Origin of the sequence: Serratia sp. CY27727, from assembly GCF_052169275.1 — a bacterium.
GTDB lineage: Bacteria > Pseudomonadota > Gammaproteobacteria > Enterobacterales > Enterobacteriaceae > Serratia > Serratia sarumanii.
The window spans coordinates 58,246-78,329 of sequence record NZ_JBJNLB010000011.1; the positions used below are offsets into that span (position 1 = coordinate 58,246).

The following is a 20,084-nucleotide window of genomic DNA, read 5'->3' on the forward strand; positions in this document are numbered from 1 at the left end:
GCATGCTGCGCCCCTTTTGCATTACATCACCAGACGGCGAATGTCGGACAACATGTTGTTGATGATGGTGATGAAGCGCGCACCATCGGCACCGTCGATAACGCGGTGGTCGAAGGACAGCGACATCGGCATCATCAGGCGCGGCATGAACTCTTTACCGTTCCAGACCGGCTCCATCGCAGACTTGGAGACGCCCAGGATAGCCACTTCCGGCGCGTTGACGATCGGCGCGAAGTGGGTCGTCCCGATGCCACCCAGGCTGGAGATGGTGAAGCAGCCGCCCTGCATCTCGCCCGCGGTCAGCTTGCCGTCGCGCGCTTTCTTGGAGATGGTCATCAGTTCGCGAGACAGCTCGGTGATGCTCTTCTTGTTCACGTCCTTGAACACCGGAACCACCAGGCCGTTCGGGGTATCTACCGCCACGCCGATGTTGATGTATTTCTTCAGCGTCAGCTTCTGACCGTCTTCGGACAGCGAGCTGTTGAAGCGCGGCATCTGCTCCAGAGCGGCAGCAACGGCTTTCATGATGAACACGACAGGCGTGAACTTCACGTCCAGCTTGCGCTTGGCCGCTTCTTCGTTCTGCTGTTTGCGGAACGCTTCCAGATCGGTGATGTCGGTTTTGTCGAAGTGAGTCACGTGCGGGATCATCACCCAGTTGCGGCTCAGGTTCGCGCCAGAGATCTTCTGGATGCGGCCCATTTCGACTTCTTCGATCTCGCCGAACTTGCTGAAGTCCACTTTCGGCCATGGCAACATGCCTGGCAGACCGCCGCCGGCAGCGGCCGGGGCCGCTTCAGCGCGTTTCACCGCGTCTTTCACGTAAGCCTGAACGTCTTCGCGCAGGATACGGCCTTTACGACCGGTGCCTTTCACTTTCGCCAGGTTAACGCCGAATTCACGCGCCAGACGACGAATGACCGGGGTCGCGTGCACGTATGCCGCGTTCTCGGCGAACTCGCCTTTGTCGTCAGCTTTCGCAGCCGGAGCGGCGGCTTTCGCGGCGGCCGGCGCCGGCGCAGCTTCCGCTTTAGCGGCTGGAGCGGCGGCAGCGGCAGGCGCAGCGCCTTCCACTTCGAACACCATGATCAGGGAGCCGGTTTTCACTTTGTCGCCGGTCGCGATCTTGATCTCTTTCACGGTACCCGCGAACGGTGCAGGCACTTCCATGGAGGCCTTGTCGCCTTCCACGGTGATCAGAGACTGCTCGGCGGCAACCTTGTCGCCCACCTTAACCATCACTTCGGTCACTTCGACTTCATCACCGCCGATATCCGGCACGGCGACATCTTTGGCCGCAGAGGCCGCAGGCGCTGCAGCGGCGGCAGGAGCTTCAACCGCAGCCGGGGCCGCAGCGGAAGCGGCGCCGGCCACTTCGAACACCATGATCAGGGAGCCGGTTTTCACTTTGTCGCCGGTCGCGATCTTGATCTCTTTCACGGTGCCCGCGAACGGCGCAGGGACTTCCATGGAAGCCTTGTCGCCTTCCACGGTGATCAGGGACTGCTCGGCTTCCACCTTGTCGCCCACTTTCACCAGGATCTCGGTCACTTCGACTTCGTCGGCGCCGATGTCCGGCACGGCAACGTCTTTGGCCGCAGCGGCAGCCGGGGCAGCTGCTGCTGCCGGTTTTTCTTCCGCTTTCGCCGCCGGTGCAGCTTCCGCTGCGCCTGCCGCTTCGAAGATCATGATCAGTTTGCCGGTTTCGGTTTTATCGCCGACCGCCACTTTGATCTCTTTCACCACGCCCGCCTGCGGGGATGGCACTTCCATGGAAGCCTTGTCGCCTTCCACGGTGATCAGCGATTGTTCCGCTTCAACTTTATCGCCGACCTTCACCAGAATCTCGGTGATTTCGACTTCATCTGCACCGATATCCGGTACGTTGATTTCGATAGACATTATTCAGTACCTCTTAGGCCAGACGCGGGTTAACTTTTTCCGGGTTGATGTCGAATTTCTTGATTGCATCGGCAACCACAGAAGCTTCGATCTCACCGCGTTTAGCCAGTTCACCCAGAGCAGCAACCACCACGTAGGATGCATCGACTTCGAAGTGGTGACGCAGGTTTTCGCGGCTGTCCGAACGACCGAAGCCGTCGGTGCCCAGTACGCGATAGTCGCTGGCCGGCACATAAGTACGAACCTGTTCGGCGAACAGTTTCATGTAGTCGGTAGAAGCTACCGCCGGCGCGTCGCTCATCACCTGAGCGATGTAAGGCACGCGTGGCGTTTCGGTTGGGTGCAGCATGTTCCAGCGCTCGCAATCCTGGCCGTCGCGCGCCAGTTCGGTGAACGAGGTCACGCTGTAGGTGTCGGAACCCACGCCGTAGTCCTTCGCCAGGATCTGCGCAGCTTCGCGCACGTGGCGCAGGATGGCGCCGGAGCCCAGCAGCTGTACCTTGCCTTTGCTGCCTTCCAGCGTTTCCAGCTTGTAGATACCCTTGCGGATACCTTCTTCCGCACCCTGCGGCATCGCAGGCATGTGGTAGTTTTCGTTCAGCGTGGTCAGGTAGTAGTACACGTTTTCCGGGTTGTCGCCATACATGCGCACCAGACCGTCGTGCATGATCACCGCCACTTCGTACGCGTAAGCCGGATCGTAAGAGATGCAGTTAGGGATGGTCAGAGACTGAATGTGGCTGTGGCCATCTTCGTGCTGCAGACCTTCGCCGTTCAGGGTAGTACGGCCCGAGGTTCCGCCGATCAGGAAGCCGCGCGCCTGTTGGTCGCCCGCTGCCCAGCACAGGTCGCCGATACGTTGGAAACCGAACATCGAGTAGTAGATGTAGAACGGAATCATCGGCAGATCGTTGGTGCTGTAGGAAGTCGCTGCGGCCAGCCAGGAAGAGGCTGCGCCCAGTTCGTTGATGCCTTCCTGCAGGATTTGGCCTTTCTCGTCTTCTTTGTAGTAAGCAACCTGTTCACGGTCCTGCGGGGTGTACTGCTGGCCGTTCGGGCTGTAGATACCGATCTGACGGAACAGACCTTCCATACCGAAGGTACGCGCTTCGTCGGCGATGATTGGCACCAGGCGATCTTTGATCGACTTGTTCTTCAGCATCACGTTCAGGGCACGCACGAAGGCGATAGTGGTGGAGATCTCTTTGTTCTGCTCTTCCAGCAGCGAGCTGAAATCTTCCAGCGCCGGCATTTCCAGCTTCTGGGTGAACTCCGGCAGACGCGTCGGCACGTAGCCTTTCAGCGCCTGGCGACGTTCGTGCAGGTATTTGTACTCTTCGGAATCTTTCTCGAAGGTGATGTACGGCAGTTTTTCGATGTCAGCATCGGCAACCGGCACGTTGAAACGATCGCGGAAGTGGTGAACCCCTTCCATGTTCATTTTCTTCACCTGGTGAGCGATGTTTTTACCTTCCGCGGTTTCACCCATGCCGTAACCTTTGATGGTGTGGGCCAGGATAACGGTCGGTTTGCCTTTGGTGTCCTGCGCTTTTTTCAGTGCAGCGAAGATTTTCTTCGGATCGTGACCACCACGGTTCAGCGCCCAGATTTCGTCGTCGGTCATGTCTTTGACCAGCGCCGCGGTTTCCGGGTAACGGCCGAAGAAGTGCTCGCGCACGTAAGCGCCGTCTTTGGATTTGAAGGTCTGGTAGTCGCCGTCCAGGGTCTCGTTCATCAGCTGAACCAGTTTACCGCTGGTGTCTTTACGCAGCAGTTCGTCCCAACGGCCGCCCCAGATCACTTTCAGCACCTGCCAGCCTGCGCCGGAGAAGATGCCTTCCAGTTCGTTGATGATCTTGCCGTTGCCGGTGACCGGGCCGTCCAGGCGCTGCAGGTTGCAGTTGATGACGAACACCAGGTTGTCCAGCTTCTCGCGGGTCGCGATGGTGATGGCGCCTTTGGATTCCGGCTCATCCATCTCGCCGTCGCCCAAGAAGGCGTAAACGGTCTGCTCAGAGGTGTCTTTCAGGCCGCGGTGTTCCAGATATTTCAGGAACTTCGCCTGATAGATGGCGCTGATTGGGCCCAGGCCCATGGATACGGTCGGGAACTGCCAGAATTCCGGCATCAGTTTAGGATGCGGGTAAGAGGACAGGCCTTTACCGTGCACTTCCTGACGGAAGTTGTTCATTTGTTCTTCGGTCAGGCGGCCTTCAAGGAAGGCACGCGCGTAAACGCCCGGAGAAATGTGGCCCTGGAAGTACACCAGGTCGCCGCCGTCTTTCTCGTTGCGTGCGCGGAAGAAGTGGTTAAAGCAGACTTCATAGAAGGTCGCGGAAGACTGGAAGGAAGCCATGTGGCCGCCCAGCTCCAGGTCTTTTTTGGATGCGCGCAGAACGGTCATGATCGCGTTCCAACGGATCGCTGAGCGAATGCGGCGTTCCAGATCCAGGTTGCCTGGGTAGGCCGGTTCGTCTTCTACCGCGATGGTGTTGACGTAGTTGTGCGCTGCAGCACCGGCCGCAACGTTAACGCCGCCTTTGCGGGCTTCTCCCAATACCTGATCAATCAGAAACTGAGCTCGCTCAACACCCTCTTCACGGATGACCGATTCGATCGCCTGCAGCCAGTCGCGGGTTTCGATCGGATCCACGTCATTGTTTAAACGTTCTGACATGGTGGTATTCCTTATCTGTCTAATGGTTTGTTTGGAGCCTGTCTTCCTGTGTTCTGTGCAAAAACACACGAAGACAGGCCCATCAGTTTAGTTGCCGCTTAAGTACTTAACTAAGTACCTCGAACTTAACCCCCGCAGGCTGGTGTACCCTGAAGAGGACAGCTCTTAATCCTTGCGTTGCTGGAGACGCCGTAGCGATCTCTCGCGCCGAGTATGCTCCCGGCTGAGATCCAGCAAGATTTCCTCGATAAACGCCAAGTGGCGATGCGAGGCTTCACGGGCCTTTTCCGGCTCGCGTGCCACAATCGCCTCAAAAATTCCGGCGCGGTGGCTGCTCACTTTTGCCAACATCTCACGGCGCGAGTAGAGCAATTCAAAGTTCTGACGCACGTTCTGTTCCAGCATCGGCCCCATGCAGCGTAGCAGGTGAAGTAACACAACGTTGTGGGCAGCTTCGGTCACGGCGATTTGATACTGCATGACCGCATCGGCTTCGGCGTCGAGATCGCCGCTGTCTTGAGCCTGTTGAATCACGATATGGCAGTCGCGGATGCGCGCCAGATCTTCATCGGTGCCGCGCAGCGCCGCGTAATAGGCGGCAATGCCTTCCAGCGCGTGACGGGTTTCCAGCAGATCGAACTGTGATTCGGGATGGTCGGCCAGCAGCTCGGCCAGCGGATCGCTGAAGCTCTGCCACAGATTAGTTTGCACGAAGGTGCCGCCGCCCTGACGACGCAGGAGCAGCCCTTTCGCTTCCAGGCGCTGAATGGCCTCTCTCAGAGAAGGACGGGAGACATCAAATTGTTTCGCCAGCTCGCGCTCCGGAGGCAGTTTTTCGCCTGGGCGCAGTGTCCCCTCGAGGATCAGATATTCGAGCTGTTGCTCGATAACATCTGACAACTTGGGTTGGCGGATTTTGCTGTAGGCCATGAGTGAATTCTTCTCTGCGAATGGCGCGGAGTCAATTGGTAATACCAATTTCAAAAACGTGACGGTAAAGTAACAAAGTATTCACCTCCTGTCCATACGGGCCTTGATCGAAATCAGGTTACCCGCACATTTTAACACCCCGCTGAAAACCCCGCTGCAAACCGGTAACGCCGTGATGGTATTACCATTTACGCGCCGGGTTGGGGATTTAACTTTTACCAAACCTTACGCAAGGAAGAGTGCAAACTTTTTGCCCAAGTTTTATTGCATGGTTATGACGCTTTAATGAATGGCTATTTGGCGAGCAGCGCCACGGTGATTCGTTCATTATTTGAACGCGCGCCGCCGCTCGGATCTACGTTATTTTTGCGCATTATGTGATTTGTTGCTTATTTCATGCACTGAATCCCCCCTGCCGTCACACAACCCGCATTTTGTTTCCTAAACTGCTGCAATCTTAATCACTCACACGACAAAGCAGGTGCAAACCGACGCGCATAACATTATTCTCTGCCAAACGGTAGCGTCGCCGTGGAATTAATAGCTATAACGCCGTAAATAAAACAAAACACACATCGTAACCACTGCTTTACAGGCATGTGGGCATTCACAACGACAGAGGGTTTGATTGATGGATGGTCAACAGCATGGTGATCAGCTGAAACGCGGCCTGAAAAACCGCCATATTCAGCTCATCGCCTTAGGTGGCGCAATCGGCACCGGGTTATTTCTCGGTATCGCTCAAACAATAAAAATGGCCGGCCCGTCAGTGCTTCTCGGCTACGCCATCGGCGGCTTCATCGCGTTTCTGATCATGCGCCAGCTGGGGGAGATGGTGGTGGAAGAGCCGGTTGCCGGTTCCTTCAGCCACTTCGCCTACAAATACTGGGGCAACTTCGCCGGCTTCGCCTCCGGCTGGAACTACTGGGTGCTGTATGTCCTGGTGGCGATGGCGGAGCTGACCGCGGTCGGCATCTACGTGCAGTACTGGTGGCCTGAGATCCCCACCTGGGTTTCCGCCGCGGTATTCTTTCTGGCGATCAACGCCATCAACCTGGCCAACGTCAAAGTTTACGGTGAGATGGAGTTCTGGTTCGCCATCATCAAGGTGGTGGCGATTATCGGCATGATCGTGTTCGGCGCCTACCTGCTGTTCAGCGGCATGGGCGGCCCGGAGGCCACCGTCACCAACCTGTGGGCGCAGGGCGGGTTCTTCCCCAACGGCGTCATGGGCCTGGTGATGGCGATGGCGGTGATCATGTTCTCCTTCGGCGGCCTCGAGCTGGTCGGCATCACCGCCGCCGAAGCCGACGACCCGCAAAAGAGCATTCCGAAAGCCACCAATCAGGTGATCTACCGCATCCTGATCTTCTATATCGGTTCGCTGGCCATTCTGCTGTCGCTGTACCCTTGGGGCAAAGTGGTCGAAGGCGGCAGCCCGTTCGTGCTGATCTTCCACGCGCTGAACAGCAACCTGGTGGCGACCGTGCTGAACATCGTGGTGCTCACCGCCGCGCTGTCGGTGTACAACAGCTGCGTCTACTGCAACAGCCGCATGCTGTACGGCCTGGCGCAGCAGGGCAACGGCCCGAAAAGCCTGTTGAAGGTCGACGGCCGCGGCGTGCCGGTGGTGGCCATCGGCATTTCAGCCCTCGCCACCGCGCTGTGCGTGCTGATTAACTACCTGATCCCGGGCCGCGCCTTCGAACTGTTGATGGCGTTGGTGGTATCGGCGCTGGTGATCAACTGGGCGATGATCAGCCTGGCGCACCTGAAGTTCCGCGCCGCTAAAAATCGCGAAGGTGTGGTGCCGAAGTTCAAAGCCTTCTGGTACCCGTTCAGCAACTACCTGTGCCTGCTGTTCATGGCCGGCATCCTGGTGATCATGTACCTGACGCCGGGCATTCAAATCTCGGTGCTGCTGATCCCGGTGTGGGTGGCGATCCTGGCCGTCGGTTACGCCATCAAACAGCGCAGCCAACGCGTCGACGGCGTCACCAGCCGTTGAACCCCGTGACCGCACAGTAAAATGGCCCGCTGATGCGGGCCATTTTTTTCGCCTGAACGCCGCTTACTTACGCAACGCTTTCACCTGTTCGGCGGTGATGTCCGCCGGCAAGCCGCCCCAGGTCACGCGCAGATAATTCACCAGCTCCGCCACGTCGGCATCGCTCAGCCGTTCGCCGAAGCCCGGCATGCTCTGCATGCTTTCGCCGTTCGGGAACTGCTGAGCCGGCAGGCCGTCCAGCACCGACACGATCAGGTTCTTGCCGTCCACCTGGCGCAGCGTGGCGTTATCGCGCATCGCCGGTGCGACGTGCGGTTTGCCCTCGCCTTCGCGCGCGTGGCAGCCGGCGCACTGATCCAGATAGGCCATGCGCCCGGCATCACTGCCCTGGCCCATTTTCACCGGCACAGCCGCCGGCGGCTGCTCGCCCATCAGATACAGCGCCAGCGCCTGATGGTCTTCCGGCGTTAAATGCCGGGTGCTGAGATCCACCACCATGTGCATCTCGCTGAAGGCGGAACCCTGCGGCGCGAGGCCGGTGCTGAGGAAGCGGCTGACGTCCTGCGGCGTCCAGCCGCGCTGCGCCAGGCCGTGCGGCGTAATGTCCGGCGCCATGAAGCGGCCGAGATCGCCGCCCTGCATCGGCTTGGCGAGATCCATCTGCCCCAGCGCGCCGCGCGGCGTGTGGCATTCGCCACAGTGGCCCAGCACGTCGACCAGATAGCGGCCGCGCTGCCATTGCGGCGAGCTGCCCTGCGAACTGGCCGGCAGCGGATCCTGGCTGCGGAACAGCAGGTTCCAGCCGATCAGCGCCATGCGCTGGTTGAACGGGAACGGCATCTCGTTGGCCGGAATGGCCACGTCCACCGCCGGGCGCGTCATCAGGTAAGCGTAGATGTCGTCGGCGTCCTGACGCGACATGCCCTTGTACGAGGTGTAAGGCATCGCCGGGTACAGGTGCCGCCCGCCCGGCGCCACGCCCTGCGTCAGCGCCAGGAAGAAGTCGTCCCTGGTCCAGCGCCCGATGCCGTGGTCGGCCGACGGCGTCAGATTGCTGCCGTAAATCGTGCCGAACGGCGTTTCCAGCGGATAGCCGCCGGCCAACGGCGCCCCGCCGCTGGCGGTATGACAGGCGGCGCAGTCGGCGGCCTGCGCCAGATAGCGGCCGCGGGCGATCTGTTCGGCGCCGGCGGTCACCTGCTGCACCGGGCCGTCGTAACGGCGGTTTTCCCGCCACCACAGCAGCGCAATCACCACGATCGCCACCAGCAAAATCAATACTGCGAGACGTTTTTTCATTGCGCCGTCTCCTTCAGCAGGCCCGGCGTTTTCAGCACCACGTCGCGCACCGCTTCGTAGTAGCGTACGTAGCCGGTGCAGCGGCAGATGTGGCTGTCCAGCGCCTGCTCGATGGCGCTTTCCAGCTGCTCGCGGGCGATAGGTTCACGCTTGAGCTTTTCCACGAAAATGGTGGCGGCATTGACGAAGCCCGGCGTGCAGTAGCCGCACTGGAAGCTGTAGTGCTCCAGAAACGCCTGCTGGATCGGCGACAGTTCAACCACCTCGCCCTGCTCGTCCACCCTGGCGTGGCCTTCGACGGTACGCACTTTCTTGCCGTTGAAGAAATGCGCGCCGGTGATGCAGGTGCGCACCTCTTCGCTGGTGCCGCTCGGGTGATCGACGATTGCCACGCAGGCGTGGCAAATGCCCTGCCCGCAGCCGAGGCGCGAGCCGGTCAGGTCAAGGTATTCGTGCAGGAAATCGATCATCATCAAGCCTTCCGGCACCTCGATCGGGCCGTATTGCTTCTGGTTGATGGTCAGGGAGATCGGCTGGGTTTTAATGCTCATTGTAATACCTCACGAATATTTTCTGCACGAACGGGCAAATCACGGAAACGGTGGCCGGTGGCGTCGGCGATGGCGTTGACCAGCGCGGCCACGATCGGGATCATCACCACCTCCGCCATGCCTTTCGGCGGATCGGTTTCCGACAGCGCCGGCAGGATGTCGCCGCTCTGCTTCCACACCGCCACGTCGCTGGCGCGCGGCAGGTGGTAACGGTTGAAGTTCCAGGTGCCGTTGCCCGGCCCGTCTTCGTACAGCGGTAAATATTCGTGCAGCGCATGGCCGATCCCCATCGCCAGCCCGCCCTGCAGCTGGCCGGAAACCAGTTCCGGCACGATCAGGTTGCCGCACTCCATGATCGAATGGTGATTCAGCAATTCCACCTGGCCGGTGGCGATATCTACCGCCACTTCCGCCAGCGTGCCAACGGCGCTGTAGTAGGTCACCGCCGCATTGTTGCGCTGGGTTGGCGGGTAGTAGACCTGCTCACGCACCAGCGGTTTGAATTCGCCGCCGGCGTTGCGCAGCGCCATGCCGTCGATCGGCAGGCGTTCGCTTTTGCCGCTCAGCGTGAAATCGGCCTCCGCCCACTGCCAGCGGTTGAAGACGTGTACCGCCGCGCCGGTGACGCCGCCCATCTGATAGGCCGTCTTGGCCAGCAGCTCGAGGCTCAGCACCGACATGCCCGCCGCCGTCAGGCCGCCTTCGACCCAACGCGCATCTTCACGCCGCACCACCAGCGGTGCCGCCTGGCCGCCGCCGATGCCGGCCTGCCACAGCGCCATCGCCGCCGGCCACAGGCCGTGATCGAAGATCAGGCGCGCCGCTTCGCGGGTGCTGTGCGAGAAGTAATAGGCCGAGTTGCTGGCGCTGGACGGCGAACAGTAGCTCGGCGTCCAGTTAGGGTTGGTTTGCAGCTTGTCCTGCTCCTCCTGCGACATCAGGTAGGGATCGCCGCTGGTGACCATCGGCAGCACCGACCAGTCGGTGACCGAGAAATGCGCTTCGTCGGCCGGTTTGCCCAGCCACTGTGCGCACAGCACCGACTGCGAGGTCGACATGCCGGTGCCCATCTCCGCGCCGCTGTGATGCAGCGTGATGCGGCCGTCTTCGCTCAGCTCCACCCGGGCGAACGAGGTTTCCGCCCCGGTGCCGAAGTCTTTCTGCACGCAGCCGAAGCCAACGCCATAGCGCTTGCCGGGATGGCGGCTCTCAAACTCGGCCTTGCGTTCGGCGCGCTTGAGCCACATCTCATGCTTCGCCGCCTTCTCCAGCACTTCATCGGCGCGGATCGCACCGGCCGGGATCGCCCCCTGGGTGTTTTTCATGCCGGATTTCAGCACGTTGCGCAGGCGGAACTCGATCGGGTCGATCTTCAGCTCGGCGGCCAGCTCATCCACCATCATCTCGGTGGCGGCCATGCTCTGCAGCGTGCCGTAACCGCGCGCCGAGCCGGCGTCGATGGCGCGTGAGGCCAGCCCGACCGACGACAGATCGCTTTTCGGGAAGTAGTAAATCGACTGGGCGGCGGTCGCGCCGACCATCACCACCGAAGGGGTAAAGTTGCTGCGGCCGCCGCCGTCCGCGGTCATGTCGCCGAGGAACGACTGCATGACGCCGGTCTGCTTATTCACCGCGATGCGGTAATTCATGTCGAACGCGTGGCGCTTCAGCGCCGTCTGGAACTGCTCGAAGCGATCGTTGGCCAGGCGCACCGGGTGGCCGTCGCCGTACATCGCCGCCACCGCGCCGTAATACGGGAAGTTGTAGTGATCTTTCGAGCCGTAGCCCACGGTGTAGCACGGGTGCAGGATAAGCTGTTTCACCGGCGGGTTGCGCTTGGCCAGCATGCGCGGCATCTCGTCGGCCACTTCCTGCGGCGACTGGGTCGGCACCACCAGATGCAGCGTTTGCGTCTCGGCATCGAACCAGCCGTTGGCGTTGTCCGGCTCCAGCGCCGAGGTGTCGATCGACTGCGTGGTGTAGCGGCGCGACATCACCAGCCAATCGGCCGGCGGATTGGCCATCTCGTCGGCGATCAGGCCCGCATAGCGCATGCCTTCCTGATCCAGCTTGCCGCCCTCGCGTCCTTCCGGCCACACCGGCAGGTGTTTTTTCATCGACACCGGGAAGATCGGCGTGTCCTTCAGGCTGGAGAAGCGATCGTCGTCGAACGGTTGATCGCCCCCCACCCGCACATAGCGGAAGCTGCCCCAGGGATCGCGCTCCAGCGGGCCGGTGACCGCGCCGTATTTGATGGTTTCCTCACGGAATTTCAGCTTGTCCTTGGCGAAGCGGAAACGGGCGAAGTCGTGATAGATCAGTATCGCCACCGCCTGGCCGAGATAGGCCGGGGTTTTGCCGCTCGGCAGCAGCATGTCGTCGCCGTAGAACGCCGGGAAGGCCAGGCCGTCGCGCGCCAGATCTTCCGCCGTCACCAGGCGATCCGGCTGCAGGTCGTCCCCCAGCAGCGACAGATCGACGCCCTCGAACAGCCGGTCGGCTTTAGTGACGCGAAGAATGAAGGCGTGCGCCTGTTTCTGCGGCCAGTGCGGCATGTCCACCGCGCGGATGTCGCGCGCGAACACCTTCTGCCCCATCACCTTGGCGCGGCCATCGATACGGAAACGGACGCGTTTGGTCTGCGGATCCCAGTTGGGTGACTGGAGGATTTTTTGCTCGAACAGCGCGGCGTAGGCGCGGCTGTACAGGGGCGCGAGGTACACGGACACCCCCGCAATCACGGCGCCTTTGATAAAGCGGCGCCGCGACGGGTTGAAATTGCTCATAAATAAGTCCTTCACGTCTTTCTTGTAATTGGTTTTTGTTCGCGGTGTTGTTGCGCAAACGCTGACGACCTTGCCGTAGACGTCATAAGCATATGCTTATAACTAAAATTATGTGATGATTAACAGACTGTTTTCAACAAAAAAACATTTACAAAACACAGGTAGTTTGTAGGCTAATAAATAATTTGCGCAAACACGGACTTCAACCATGACCACGGGCATTGTCATTACCGCCGCCGGACGCGGGGAGCGCTTTATTCAGGCCGGCGGCCGGGGCAACAAATTGAACGCCGGATTTGCCGATGCGGCGGGCGAGCGGCGATCGCTGTTCGAACACACCCTGCGCCAGGCGCTGGCCTCCGGCCTGCCGGTACAGGTGGTGACCCGGCCGGATAATCTGCCGGTGCTGGCCGCCTGCGCCGCCAACCAGGTGCCGGTCACCCTGCTCGCCAGCGCGGGCCTCGGCGACTCGATCGCCGCGGGCGTTGCGGCCACGCCGCACTGGCAGGGCTGGCTGATTCACCTGGCCGATATGCCGTTCGTCGGCGCCGATGTTTTCCGGCAGGTGGCGGATGCCTTACGGCAGCACGCGATCGTGCGCCCCTGCTATGCGCAACAGCCCGGTCATCCGGTCGGCTTTTCCGCTCTATTGCGCAAACCCCTTTGCCAACTGCGCGGCGATAATGGCGCGCGTGAACTGCTGCAAGGCGCGGTAGTGCACCTGCTGCCGCTTGAGCAACCCGGCGTCGTGCAGGATATTGATCTTCCATCGCAACTCCCGGCCAGCGAGTAAATTCACCTATGCAACATCTTGACGTCACCGTGGTCAGCCAGGCGATAAGCTGGCTGCAGCAACAGCCGGTCTGGTTATGTACCGTGCTCAGCACCTACGGCTCTTCGCCGCGCTCGCCGGGTGCGCTGATGGCGGCGACCCGCGATGGCCGCTACAGCGGCTCGCTGTCGGGCGGCTGCGTGGAGGAGGATTTTTTGCGCCGCATGGCCGCCGGGGAGTATCAGGCGGCCAGCCAGGTGATTCGCTACGGCGAAGGCGGCATGACGCCCAACGTGGCGCTGCCCTGCGGCGGCGTGCTGGACGTGCTGATCGAATACCTGCCGGCGAGTGAAGCCAGCATCGCTTACCTGCGGCGCATCGCCGGCGCGCTGGAAGGGCATCACGCGTTGATCAAACGCCTGACGCTGCCCAACGCCTGCCACAGCCTCGAGCAGAGCCACTTCACCAGCGCCACCCAGGTCGAACGCCGGCTCGAGCAGATCACCCTGCACATCGCGGCCGCGCCGCGCCTGCTGATCGCCGGGCTGTCCAGCGTGGCGCTGTACTGCGCCGATTTCGCCGTGGCGTTGGGGTTTGAGGTGCTGGTGTGCGAGAACCGCCCGGAGGCGCTGGATAACTTTGCCGCCGAGCTGAAACCGGGCGTGACGTTGCTGCGTCAGTTTCCGGCCAAATTCATTGAGGAAGGGGGTTGCCACGCCAATACCGCCGTCGTGGCGCTGACCCACGATCCGCGCATGGACGACCTGACGCTGATGGAAGCGATCCACACCCCGGCGTTTTACATCGGCGCCATGGGCTCGCTCAGAAACAGCGCGCGGCGGCGCCAGCGTTTGCAGCAGATTGCCGAATTCACCCCGCAGGAGCTGGAACGCATCCATGCGCCGATCGGCCTGCCACTGGGCAGCAAAACCCCGGCGGAGATCGCCCTGGCGGTGATGGCGGCGATCGTGCAGCAAAAAAACCGGCTGCCGGCCGCCGACGAGCTCAATGCAGCGGCACCACCGGCACCAGATGCTGCAACTCCAGATGCAGCTCCTCTTTCCCGCTCAGCGAATAGCTGAACACCGTAATGTCCGGCCCGTCACCGCGGGCCAGCCCCATTTCGGGCAGCACCTGCGTGTAGATTTGAATGATGTGGTCATTGAGCGCCACCGGCTTGCCGGAATAGCGAAAACGGCAAAACTCGCCGTGGATCTCCGGCAACGGCTCCAGCACCACGCCTTCGCGCAGCGGGTATTCCGTCGTCACGCCCAGGGTATAATCGACCCTGACCCGCTCGCCGTCCGGCACCAGTTGGGTAAACGAATAGGTTTGCGTCGGGCGCTCGCCCAATAAGGTATAGAACTGCGCCCGCAGCGCGCTGCGCTGCGGCAGGTGCGACTTGTCCAGCTTCTCGATATCCAGGTGATAAGCGTACTGCTTGCCGTGAAAGGCGTATTGCCCGCTGGCGATGCTGACGCGTTCGACCTGAATATCGCCCGGCTGGCTGGCCGCCAGCGAACGCACCAGATTACTGAAGTCCTGCTTGCGGGCATGGCGATAGACGCTGGGCGATTCGGCGAAGTGTTTCTTGAAACAGCGCGAGAACGTCTGCTGGTTATCGAATTGGTATTCGACCGAGATATCGAGGATGCTCTTCTGCGTGAAACGCAAGGCGAAGGCGGCGAGATAGAGGCGGCGAGCGCGGATATACGAAGCTAACGATAATCCGGTCTGCTTCTTGAACATGCGCTGCAGATACCATTTCGTATAGCCTGACTTGGCGGAAACGATATCCAACGACAGCGGATTGGTCAGATTATCCTCAATCCAGACCAGCAATTCCTTGATATGACTTTCCTGCGTACTCATGTGCTTGCCGAGCCTTCTGTTGCCGATATTCCATTAGTCGAATTTTAGTGCTGTCCGCGTAGGGTATACAGGTTAAAACTCGCCGTCCAGCAGGCTACAGGACTTTACACAATCCCCTTCACCGCCCGCAGGCGGCGAAGGGGGCCGCGCTTATTTCAGGCAGCTGGAGCACTGACCGGCCTGGATCTTCTGGAAGAAGTCATTGCCTTTGTCATCCACCAGGATAAACGCCGGGAAATCTTCCACCTCGATTTTCCAGATCGCTTCCATGCCCAGCTCAGGGTACTCCACGCACTCCAGGCTCTTGATGCTCTGCTGCGCCAGCACCGCCGCCGGGCCGCCGATGCTGCCGAGATAGAAACCGCCGTGCTTGTGGCAGGCATCCGTTACCTGCTGGCTGCGGTTGCCTTTCGCCAGCATAATCATGCTGCCGCCGTGGGATTGCAGCAGATCGACGTAGGAGTCCATACGCCCGGCGGTGGTTGGCCCCAGCGAACCGGACGCGTAACCTTCCGGCGTTTTGGCCGGGCCGGCGTAGTAGATCGGGTGATCCTTGACGTACTGCGGCAGGCCTTCACCGCGATCCAGGCGTTCTTTCAGCTTGGCGTGCGCGATATCGCGGCCGACGATGATGGTGCCGCTCAGCGACAGGCGGGTGGAAACCGGGTACTGCGACAGCTGTTTGAGGATCTCGGCCATCGGACGGTTGAGATCGACCTTGATCGCCTCGCCCTCCCCGGCCTGGCGCAGCTCCTGAGGAATGAATTTCCCCGGATTGTGCTCCAGTTTTTCCAGCCAGATGCCGTCGCGGTTGATCTTGCCTTTGATGTTGCGATCCGCGGAGCAGGAGACGCCCATGCCGACCGGGCACGACGCGCCGTGGCGCGGCAGGCGCACCACGCGGATATCGTGCGCGAAGTATTTGCCGCCGAACTGCGCGCCCAGACCCAGGTTCTGCGCTTCTTGCAGCAATTCCGCTTCAAGTTCCAGATCGCGGAACGCCTGGCCATGCTCGTTGCCTTCGGTCGGCAGACCATCGTAATACTTGGTCGAAGCCAGCTTGACGGTTTTCAGCGTCGCTTCCGCCGAGGTGCCGCCGATGACGAACGCCACGTGGTACGGCGGGCAAGCCGCGGTGCCCAGCGTGCGCATCTTGTCGACCAGGTAATTTTTCAGTTTGCCCGGCGACAGCAGCGCCTTGGTTTCCTGATACAGATAGGTTTTGTTGGCGGAACCGCCTCCCTTGGCGATGCACAGGAACTTATACTCTTCACCGTCCACGCTGTAGAGATCGATCTGCGCTGGCAGGTTGCTGCCGGTGTTGACCTCTTTGTACATATCCAGCGCGGCGTTCTGCGAATAGCGCAAATTCTCTTGGATGTAGGTGTTGTACACCCCGCGCGACAGCGCGGCTTCATCGCCGCCGCCGGTCCAGACGCGCTGGCCCTTTTTGCCGACGATGATCGCCGTACCGGTGTCCTGGCAGGTCGGTAAAATACCCTTGGCGGCGATTTCTGAGTTACGCAGAAATTGCAGCGCAACGTACTTGTCGTTTTCACTGGCGTCCGGATCTTTGAGGATATCGGCCACCTGCTGCTGGTGCGCCGGGCGCAGCATGAACGAGGCGTCGTGGAACGCATGCTGGGCAAGCAGGGTTAACGCTTCAGGGGCAACTTTCAGAATTTCCTGGCCTTCAAATTCGCTCACGGAAACGTGGTCGCGGCTCAGCAGGTAGTATTCGGTATCGTCTTTCTTCAGCGGGAACGGATCTTGATAGTGGAACGGTTTATTCGACATTGATCTCTCACTTGCAACATCAGCTGCGTTAAATTCACACTTGCGGCGCACGGCTCGGCGCCTTGTCAAAAAACTGCCTCCACCTTACGTATTTTTAATCAGTCAGTTATTGCGCCAAATCGCAAAATAACCGCTCTTTGCGTAAGGGATTACCACAGGCGGCGTTTCAACCTTGCTCGGTGAGAACTGCGGGTACAGGCTCATCATGCACGCTTTATTATCCCGCAGTTAACACATTGATTACAATCCATCGGCGGCGATCGTCTTATCAATGTGGCGAAAAAGCGCCGGATGCGATTTACGCGGGGCGTATTGTCAGCCGCCGCGCCATTGCTTAAGCTAGGCCGCAATGAACAAACCGAGAATCCCCATCGCGCTGCAACAAGCGGTAATGCGCTGCCTGCGAGAAAAGCTGCAGCTGGCCCGCCGGCATTTTGCCGTCGAGTTCCCCGAACCCAGCATCGTCTATCAGCAACGCGGCACCAGCGCGGGCACCGCCTGGCTGCAAAGCTGGGAAATCCGCCTGAATCCGGTGCTGCTGCTGGAAAACCAACAGCCGTTTATCGATGAAGTGGTGCCGCACGAGTTGGCGCACCTGCTGGTGTTTCGCCAATTCGGCCGGGTGGCGCCGCACGGCCGCGAATGGCGCTGGATGATGGAAAGCGTGCTGCTGACCCCCGCCAGCCGCACCCACCGCTTCGAAACCGCCTCGGTGCAAAGCAAAACCTTCCCCTATCGCTGTGGCTGCGGGCAGCACCAGCTCACCATCCGCCGCCATAATCGCGTGCTGCGCGGCGAAAGCGAATACCGCTGCCGCCGGTGCGGCGAAAAACTGAAATTTCTCGCTAGCGAGAACCTTTAGTTAAACGATTTATACGTTAAAACAAGCAAATATCGTCATTTGCCACTGCCGGCAAGTTCCGTTACCCTGCCTGCTTTTCCAATTTTGAGCTGTTTTGGAATATGCTTCGCAGAATTTTGTTTATCGCGGTTTTCGCCGCAGGCGCCGTACAGGCGCACGGCATCAATAATTTTTCTCAGGCCAAGGCGGCGTCGGCCAAGATTAACCAGGATGCGCCGGGCAGCTTTTACTGCGGCTGCCGCATCGACTGGCAAGGCAAGAAGGGCATCCCGGATCTCGCCGGCTGCGGCTATCAGGTGCGTAAAAACGCCCAGCGCGCGCAGCGTATCGAGTGGGAACACGTGGTGCCGGCCTGGCAGTTCGGCCACCAGCTGCAGTGCTGGCAGGACGGCGGGCGCAAAAACTGCAACAAGGACGCCACCTATCGCCAGATAGAAACCGATCTGCACAACCTGCAGCCGGCGATCGGCGAAGTGAACGGCGACCGCAATAACTTCATGTACAGCCAATGGAACGGCGGCGCAGGCCAATACGGGCAGTGCCCGATGAAGGTGGACTTCAAGAATAAACAGGCGGAGCCGCCCGCCCGCGCCCGCGGCGCCATCGCCCGCACCTACTTCTACATGCGCGATCGCTACCAGCTGCGGCTGTCACGCCAGCAAACCCAGCTGTTCGAGGTGTGGAACCGGCAATATCCGGTGAGCCAATGGGAATGTCAGCGTGAAGCACGTATCGCCAAGGTGCAGGGCAACCACAACCCCTATATTCAACAGGCTTGTCAGCAGCGGAAAAGCTAACCTACTATAGCCTTTATCTTTCATGGCGCCGCCAACCCACGGCGCCGTTTCGTCAGGATCAGACTACCCATGCGCATACCCCGCATTTACCATCCGCAGCCGTTGACCGATCGGGCGGAGATCGCCCTCAGCGAGGACGCCGCCAACCACGTCGGCCGCGTGCTGCGCATGAGCGCCGGCCAGGCGCTGCAGCTGTTCGACGGCAGCAACCAGGTGTTCGACGCCGAGATAGTTCGGGTGGACAAAAAGAGCGTGCTGGTGCGCCTCAGCGACGGCCGCGTGGACGACATCGAATCGCCGCTCAACCTGCATCTGGGCCAGGTGATCTCGCGCGGCGAGAAGATGGAGTTCACCATCCAGAAATCCATCGAGCTGGGCGTCAACGTCATTACCCCGCTGTTTTCCGAGCGCTGCGGCGTCAAACTGGACGGCGAGCGTCTGGCGAAGAAAATCCAGCAATGGCAAAAGATCGCCATCGCCGCCTGCGAACAGTGCGGCCGCAACCGCATTCCCGAAATCCGCGAGGCGATGTCGCTGGAAGCCTGGTGCGCCGAACAAGACGGCAGCCTGAAGCTCAACCTGCATCCGCGCGCCAGCCACAGCATCAACACCCTGCCGCAGCCGGTAGACCGCGTCCGCCTGCTGATCGGCCCGGAAGGCGGTTTGTCCGCCGACGAAATCGCCATGACCACCGGCCACGGATTTACTGATATTCTGTTGGGGCCACGCGTGCTGCGTACCGAAACCACAGCGCTCACCGCCATTACCGCTCTGCAGGTCCGCTTCGGCGACCTGGGTTAAAGGAGAAAAGATGATTAAGCTCGGCATCGTGATGGATCCTATCGATTCCATCAACATCAAGAAAGACACCAGCTTCGCCATGCTGCTCGAAGCGCAGCGCCGCGGTTACGAATTGCACTACATGGAGATGAACGATCTCTATCTGCACGCCGGTGACGGGCGCGCCCGCACCCGCCTGCTGAGCGTGAAGGAAGACAAGGAAAACTGGTTCAGCTTCGGCAGCGAGCAGGATCTGGCGCTGCACGATCTGGACGTGATCCTGATGCGCAAGGATCCGCCGTTCGATACCGAATACATCTACGCGACCTACATTCTGGAGCGCGCCGAGGTCAAAGGCACGCTGGTGGTCAACAAGCCGCAAAGCCTGCGCGACTGCAACGAGAAGCTGTTCACCGCCTGGTTCCCTGAGCTGACGCCGGACACGCTGGTCAGCCGCAGCGCCGCGCACATCCGCAAATTCCACCAGCAGCACGGCGACATCATCCTGAAGCCGCTGGACGGCATGGGCGGCGCGTCTATCTTCCGCGTGAAGCAGGACGATCCCAACCTGTCGGTGATCATCGAAACCCTGACCGAACACGGCAGCCGTTTCTGCATGGCGCAGAACTTCCTGCCGGCGATCAAGGACGGCGACAAACGCATCCTGGTCGTCGACGGCGAGCCGGTGCCTTACTGCCTGGCGCGCATTCCGGCGCAGGGCGAGACCCGCGGCAACCTGGCGGCCGGCGGCCGTGGCGAAGCGCGCTCGCTGAGCGAGAGCGACTGGAAAATCGCCCGCACCGTCGCCCCGACGCTGAAAGAGAAAGGGCTGATCTTCGTCGGCCTGGACGTGATCGGCGATCGCCTGACCGAAATCAACGTGACCAGCCCAACCTGCGCGCGCGAAATTGAGGCGGCATTCCCGATCTCGATTACCGGCATGCTGATGGACGCGATTGAAAAGCGCCTGGCGGCGAAGTGATGCGCCATGCGGGCGGCCTGCCGCCCGCTATCCTGCATCGCGCCCGCCAAAGCCGCCTTTTCGCGGCTT

Annotated in this window: 15 protein-coding genes; 7 read left to right on the plus strand and 8 right to left on the minus strand. The window is 60.5% G+C overall.

Going from position 1 to position 20,084, the window contains the following annotated elements:
• Nucleotides 1–21: 21 nt before the first annotated feature.
• From aceF to pdhR, 3 genes are all read right to left on the minus strand, one after another.
• Nucleotides 22–1,902 (minus strand): pyruvate dehydrogenase complex dihydrolipoyllysine-residue acetyltransferase, encoded by a 1,881-nt coding sequence (gene aceF, locus ACJ8HB_RS21100; protein WP_047570557.1) that lies wholly within the window; start codon nt 1,900–1,902, stop codon nt 22–24.
• A 13-nt stretch (nt 1,903–1,915) separates the two neighbouring features.
• On the minus strand, nt 1,916–4,579 hold the full coding sequence (gene aceE, locus ACJ8HB_RS21105) for a pyruvate dehydrogenase (acetyl-transferring), homodimeric type (RefSeq protein ID WP_039567225.1): 2,664 nt from the start codon (nt 4,577–4,579) through the stop codon (nt 1,916–1,918).
• A 165-nt stretch (nt 4,580–4,744) separates the two neighbouring features.
• On the minus strand, nt 4,745–5,509 hold the full coding sequence (gene pdhR / locus ACJ8HB_RS21110; RefSeq protein ID WP_004937490.1) for a pyruvate dehydrogenase complex transcriptional repressor PdhR: 765 nt from the start codon (nt 5,507–5,509) through the stop codon (nt 4,745–4,747).
• A 631-nt stretch (nt 5,510–6,140) separates the two neighbouring features.
• On the opposite strand from pdhR, the gene ACJ8HB_RS21115 reads away from it, so the two are divergent.
• Nucleotides 6,141–7,517 carry an amino acid permease gene (locus tag ACJ8HB_RS21115; RefSeq protein WP_033635929.1) on the plus strand — a complete coding sequence of 459 codons (1,377 nt, stop codon included), beginning with the start codon at nt 6,141–6,143 and terminating at the stop codon, nt 7,515–7,517.
• 63 nt (nt 7,518–7,580) lie between these two features.
• On the opposite strand, the gene ACJ8HB_RS21120 is transcribed toward ACJ8HB_RS21115, so the two are convergent.
• Genes ACJ8HB_RS21120 through ACJ8HB_RS21130 form a run of 3 tightly spaced genes read right to left on the minus strand, consistent with a single transcriptional unit; the run spans nt 7,581 to nt 12,153 of the window.
• The gene (locus ACJ8HB_RS21120; RefSeq protein WP_047570555.1) at nt 7,581–8,816 is read right to left on the minus strand and encodes a cytochrome c; all 1,236 of its coding nucleotides are present in this window, start codon (nt 8,814–8,816) and stop codon (nt 7,581–7,583) included.
• A complete protein-coding gene (locus ACJ8HB_RS21125) occupies nt 8,813–9,367 on the minus strand; it encodes a (2Fe-2S)-binding protein (RefSeq protein ID WP_033635931.1) in 555 nt (184 codons plus the stop codon). Before ACJ8HB_RS21125 ends, ACJ8HB_RS21120 begins: the two co-directional genes overlap by 4 nt.
• Nucleotides 9,364–12,153: a xanthine dehydrogenase family protein molybdopterin-binding subunit gene (locus ACJ8HB_RS21130; protein WP_047570553.1), complete on the minus strand. Its 2,790-nt coding sequence runs from the start codon at nt 12,151–12,153 to the stop codon at nt 9,364–9,366. The genes ACJ8HB_RS21125 and ACJ8HB_RS21130 overlap by 4 nt, the downstream gene beginning before the upstream one ends.
• A gap of 208 nt (nt 12,154–12,361) precedes the next feature.
• On the opposite strand from ACJ8HB_RS21130, the gene ACJ8HB_RS21135 reads away from it, so the two are divergent.
• Nucleotides 12,362–12,946: a nucleotidyltransferase family protein gene (locus ACJ8HB_RS21135; protein WP_047570551.1), complete on the plus strand. Its 585-nt coding sequence runs from the start codon at nt 12,362–12,364 to the stop codon at nt 12,944–12,946.
• 8 nt (nt 12,947–12,954) lie between these two features.
• A complete protein-coding gene (locus ACJ8HB_RS21140) occupies nt 12,955–14,007 on the plus strand; it encodes an XdhC family protein (RefSeq protein ID WP_047570550.1) in 1,053 nt (350 codons plus the stop codon).
• Here the strand turns inward: ACJ8HB_RS21140 and ACJ8HB_RS21145 are convergent.
• Together ACJ8HB_RS21145 and fumA are read right to left on the minus strand one after the other, a co-directional pair.
• A complete protein-coding gene (locus tag ACJ8HB_RS21145) occupies nt 13,931–14,797 on the minus strand; it encodes a helix-turn-helix domain-containing protein (RefSeq protein ID WP_047570548.1) in 867 nt (288 codons plus the stop codon). The genes ACJ8HB_RS21140 and ACJ8HB_RS21145 overlap by 77 nt on opposite strands.
• 150 nt (nt 14,798–14,947) lie before the next feature.
• Nucleotides 14,948–16,594 (minus strand): class I fumarate hydratase FumA, encoded by a 1,647-nt coding sequence (fumA, locus tag ACJ8HB_RS21150; protein ID WP_033649593.1) that lies wholly within the window; start codon nt 16,592–16,594, stop codon nt 14,948–14,950.
• Between the two features lie 349 nt (nt 16,595–16,943).
• On the opposite strand from fumA, the gene ACJ8HB_RS21155 reads away from it, so the two are divergent.
• The 4 genes from ACJ8HB_RS21155 (at nt 16,944) to gshB (ending at nt 20,015) form a co-directional block, all read left to right on the plus strand.
• Nucleotides 16,944–17,456, plus strand: coding sequence for a SprT family zinc-dependent metalloprotease (locus ACJ8HB_RS21155; protein ID WP_016930082.1), 513 nt, complete (start codon nt 16,944–16,946; stop codon nt 17,454–17,456).
• Between the two features lie 101 nt (nt 17,457–17,557).
• Nucleotides 17,558–18,253: a deoxyribonuclease I gene (endA, locus tag ACJ8HB_RS21160; protein ID WP_041036666.1), complete on the plus strand. Its 696-nt coding sequence runs from the start codon at nt 17,558–17,560 to the stop codon at nt 18,251–18,253.
• Between the two features lie 69 nt (nt 18,254–18,322).
• On the plus strand, nt 18,323–19,054 hold the full coding sequence (rsmE, locus tag ACJ8HB_RS21165) for a 16S rRNA (uracil(1498)-N(3))-methyltransferase (protein ID WP_033649590.1): 732 nt from the start codon (nt 18,323–18,325) through the stop codon (nt 19,052–19,054).
• 10 nt (nt 19,055–19,064) lie between these two features.
• Nucleotides 19,065–20,015, plus strand: a complete 951-nt coding sequence (gene gshB, locus ACJ8HB_RS21170; RefSeq protein ID WP_033654664.1) for a glutathione synthase — start codon at nt 19,065–19,067, stop codon at nt 20,013–20,015.
• The last annotated feature ends 69 nt before the right edge of the window (nt 20,016–20,084 follow it).

What these genes read in the sequence shown, in the direction of transcription:
- aceF (WP_047570557.1), bottom strand. Translation starts at nt 1,902, where the DNA reads ATGTCTATCGAAATCAACGTACCGGATATCGGTGCAGATGAAGTCGAA.
- aceE (WP_039567225.1), bottom strand. Translation starts at nt 4,579, where the DNA reads ATGTCAGAACGTTTAAACAATGACGTGGATCCGATCGAAACCCGCGAC.
- pdhR (WP_004937490.1), bottom strand. Translation starts at nt 5,509, where the DNA reads ATGGCCTACAGCAAAATCCGCCAACCCAAGTTGTCAGATGTTATCGAG.
- ACJ8HB_RS21115 (WP_033635929.1), top strand. Translation starts at nt 6,141, where the DNA reads ATGGATGGTCAACAGCATGGTGATCAGCTGAAACGCGGCCTGAAAAAC.
- ACJ8HB_RS21120 (WP_047570555.1), bottom strand. Translation starts at nt 8,816, where the DNA reads ATGAAAAAACGTCTCGCAGTATTGATTTTGCTGGTGGCGATCGTGGTG.
- ACJ8HB_RS21125 (WP_033635931.1), bottom strand. Translation starts at nt 9,367, where the DNA reads ATGAGCATTAAAACCCAGCCGATCTCCCTGACCATCAACCAGAAGCAA.
- ACJ8HB_RS21130 (WP_047570553.1), bottom strand. Translation starts at nt 12,153, where the DNA reads ATGAGCAATTTCAACCCGTCGCGGCGCCGCTTTATCAAAGGCGCCGTG.
- ACJ8HB_RS21135 (WP_047570551.1), top strand. Translation starts at nt 12,362, where the DNA reads ATGACCACGGGCATTGTCATTACCGCCGCCGGACGCGGGGAGCGCTTT.
- ACJ8HB_RS21140 (WP_047570550.1), top strand. Translation starts at nt 12,955, where the DNA reads ATGCAACATCTTGACGTCACCGTGGTCAGCCAGGCGATAAGCTGGCTG.
- ACJ8HB_RS21145 (WP_047570548.1), bottom strand. Translation starts at nt 14,797, where the DNA reads ATGAGTACGCAGGAAAGTCATATCAAGGAATTGCTGGTCTGGATTGAG.
- fumA (WP_033649593.1), bottom strand. Translation starts at nt 16,594, where the DNA reads ATGTCGAATAAACCGTTCCACTATCAAGATCCGTTCCCGCTGAAGAAA.
- ACJ8HB_RS21155 (WP_016930082.1), top strand. Translation starts at nt 16,944, where the DNA reads ATGAACAAACCGAGAATCCCCATCGCGCTGCAACAAGCGGTAATGCGC.
- endA (WP_041036666.1), top strand. Translation starts at nt 17,558, where the DNA reads ATGCTTCGCAGAATTTTGTTTATCGCGGTTTTCGCCGCAGGCGCCGTA.
- rsmE (WP_033649590.1), top strand. Translation starts at nt 18,323, where the DNA reads ATGCGCATACCCCGCATTTACCATCCGCAGCCGTTGACCGATCGGGCG.
- gshB (WP_033654664.1), top strand. Translation starts at nt 19,065, where the DNA reads ATGATTAAGCTCGGCATCGTGATGGATCCTATCGATTCCATCAACATC.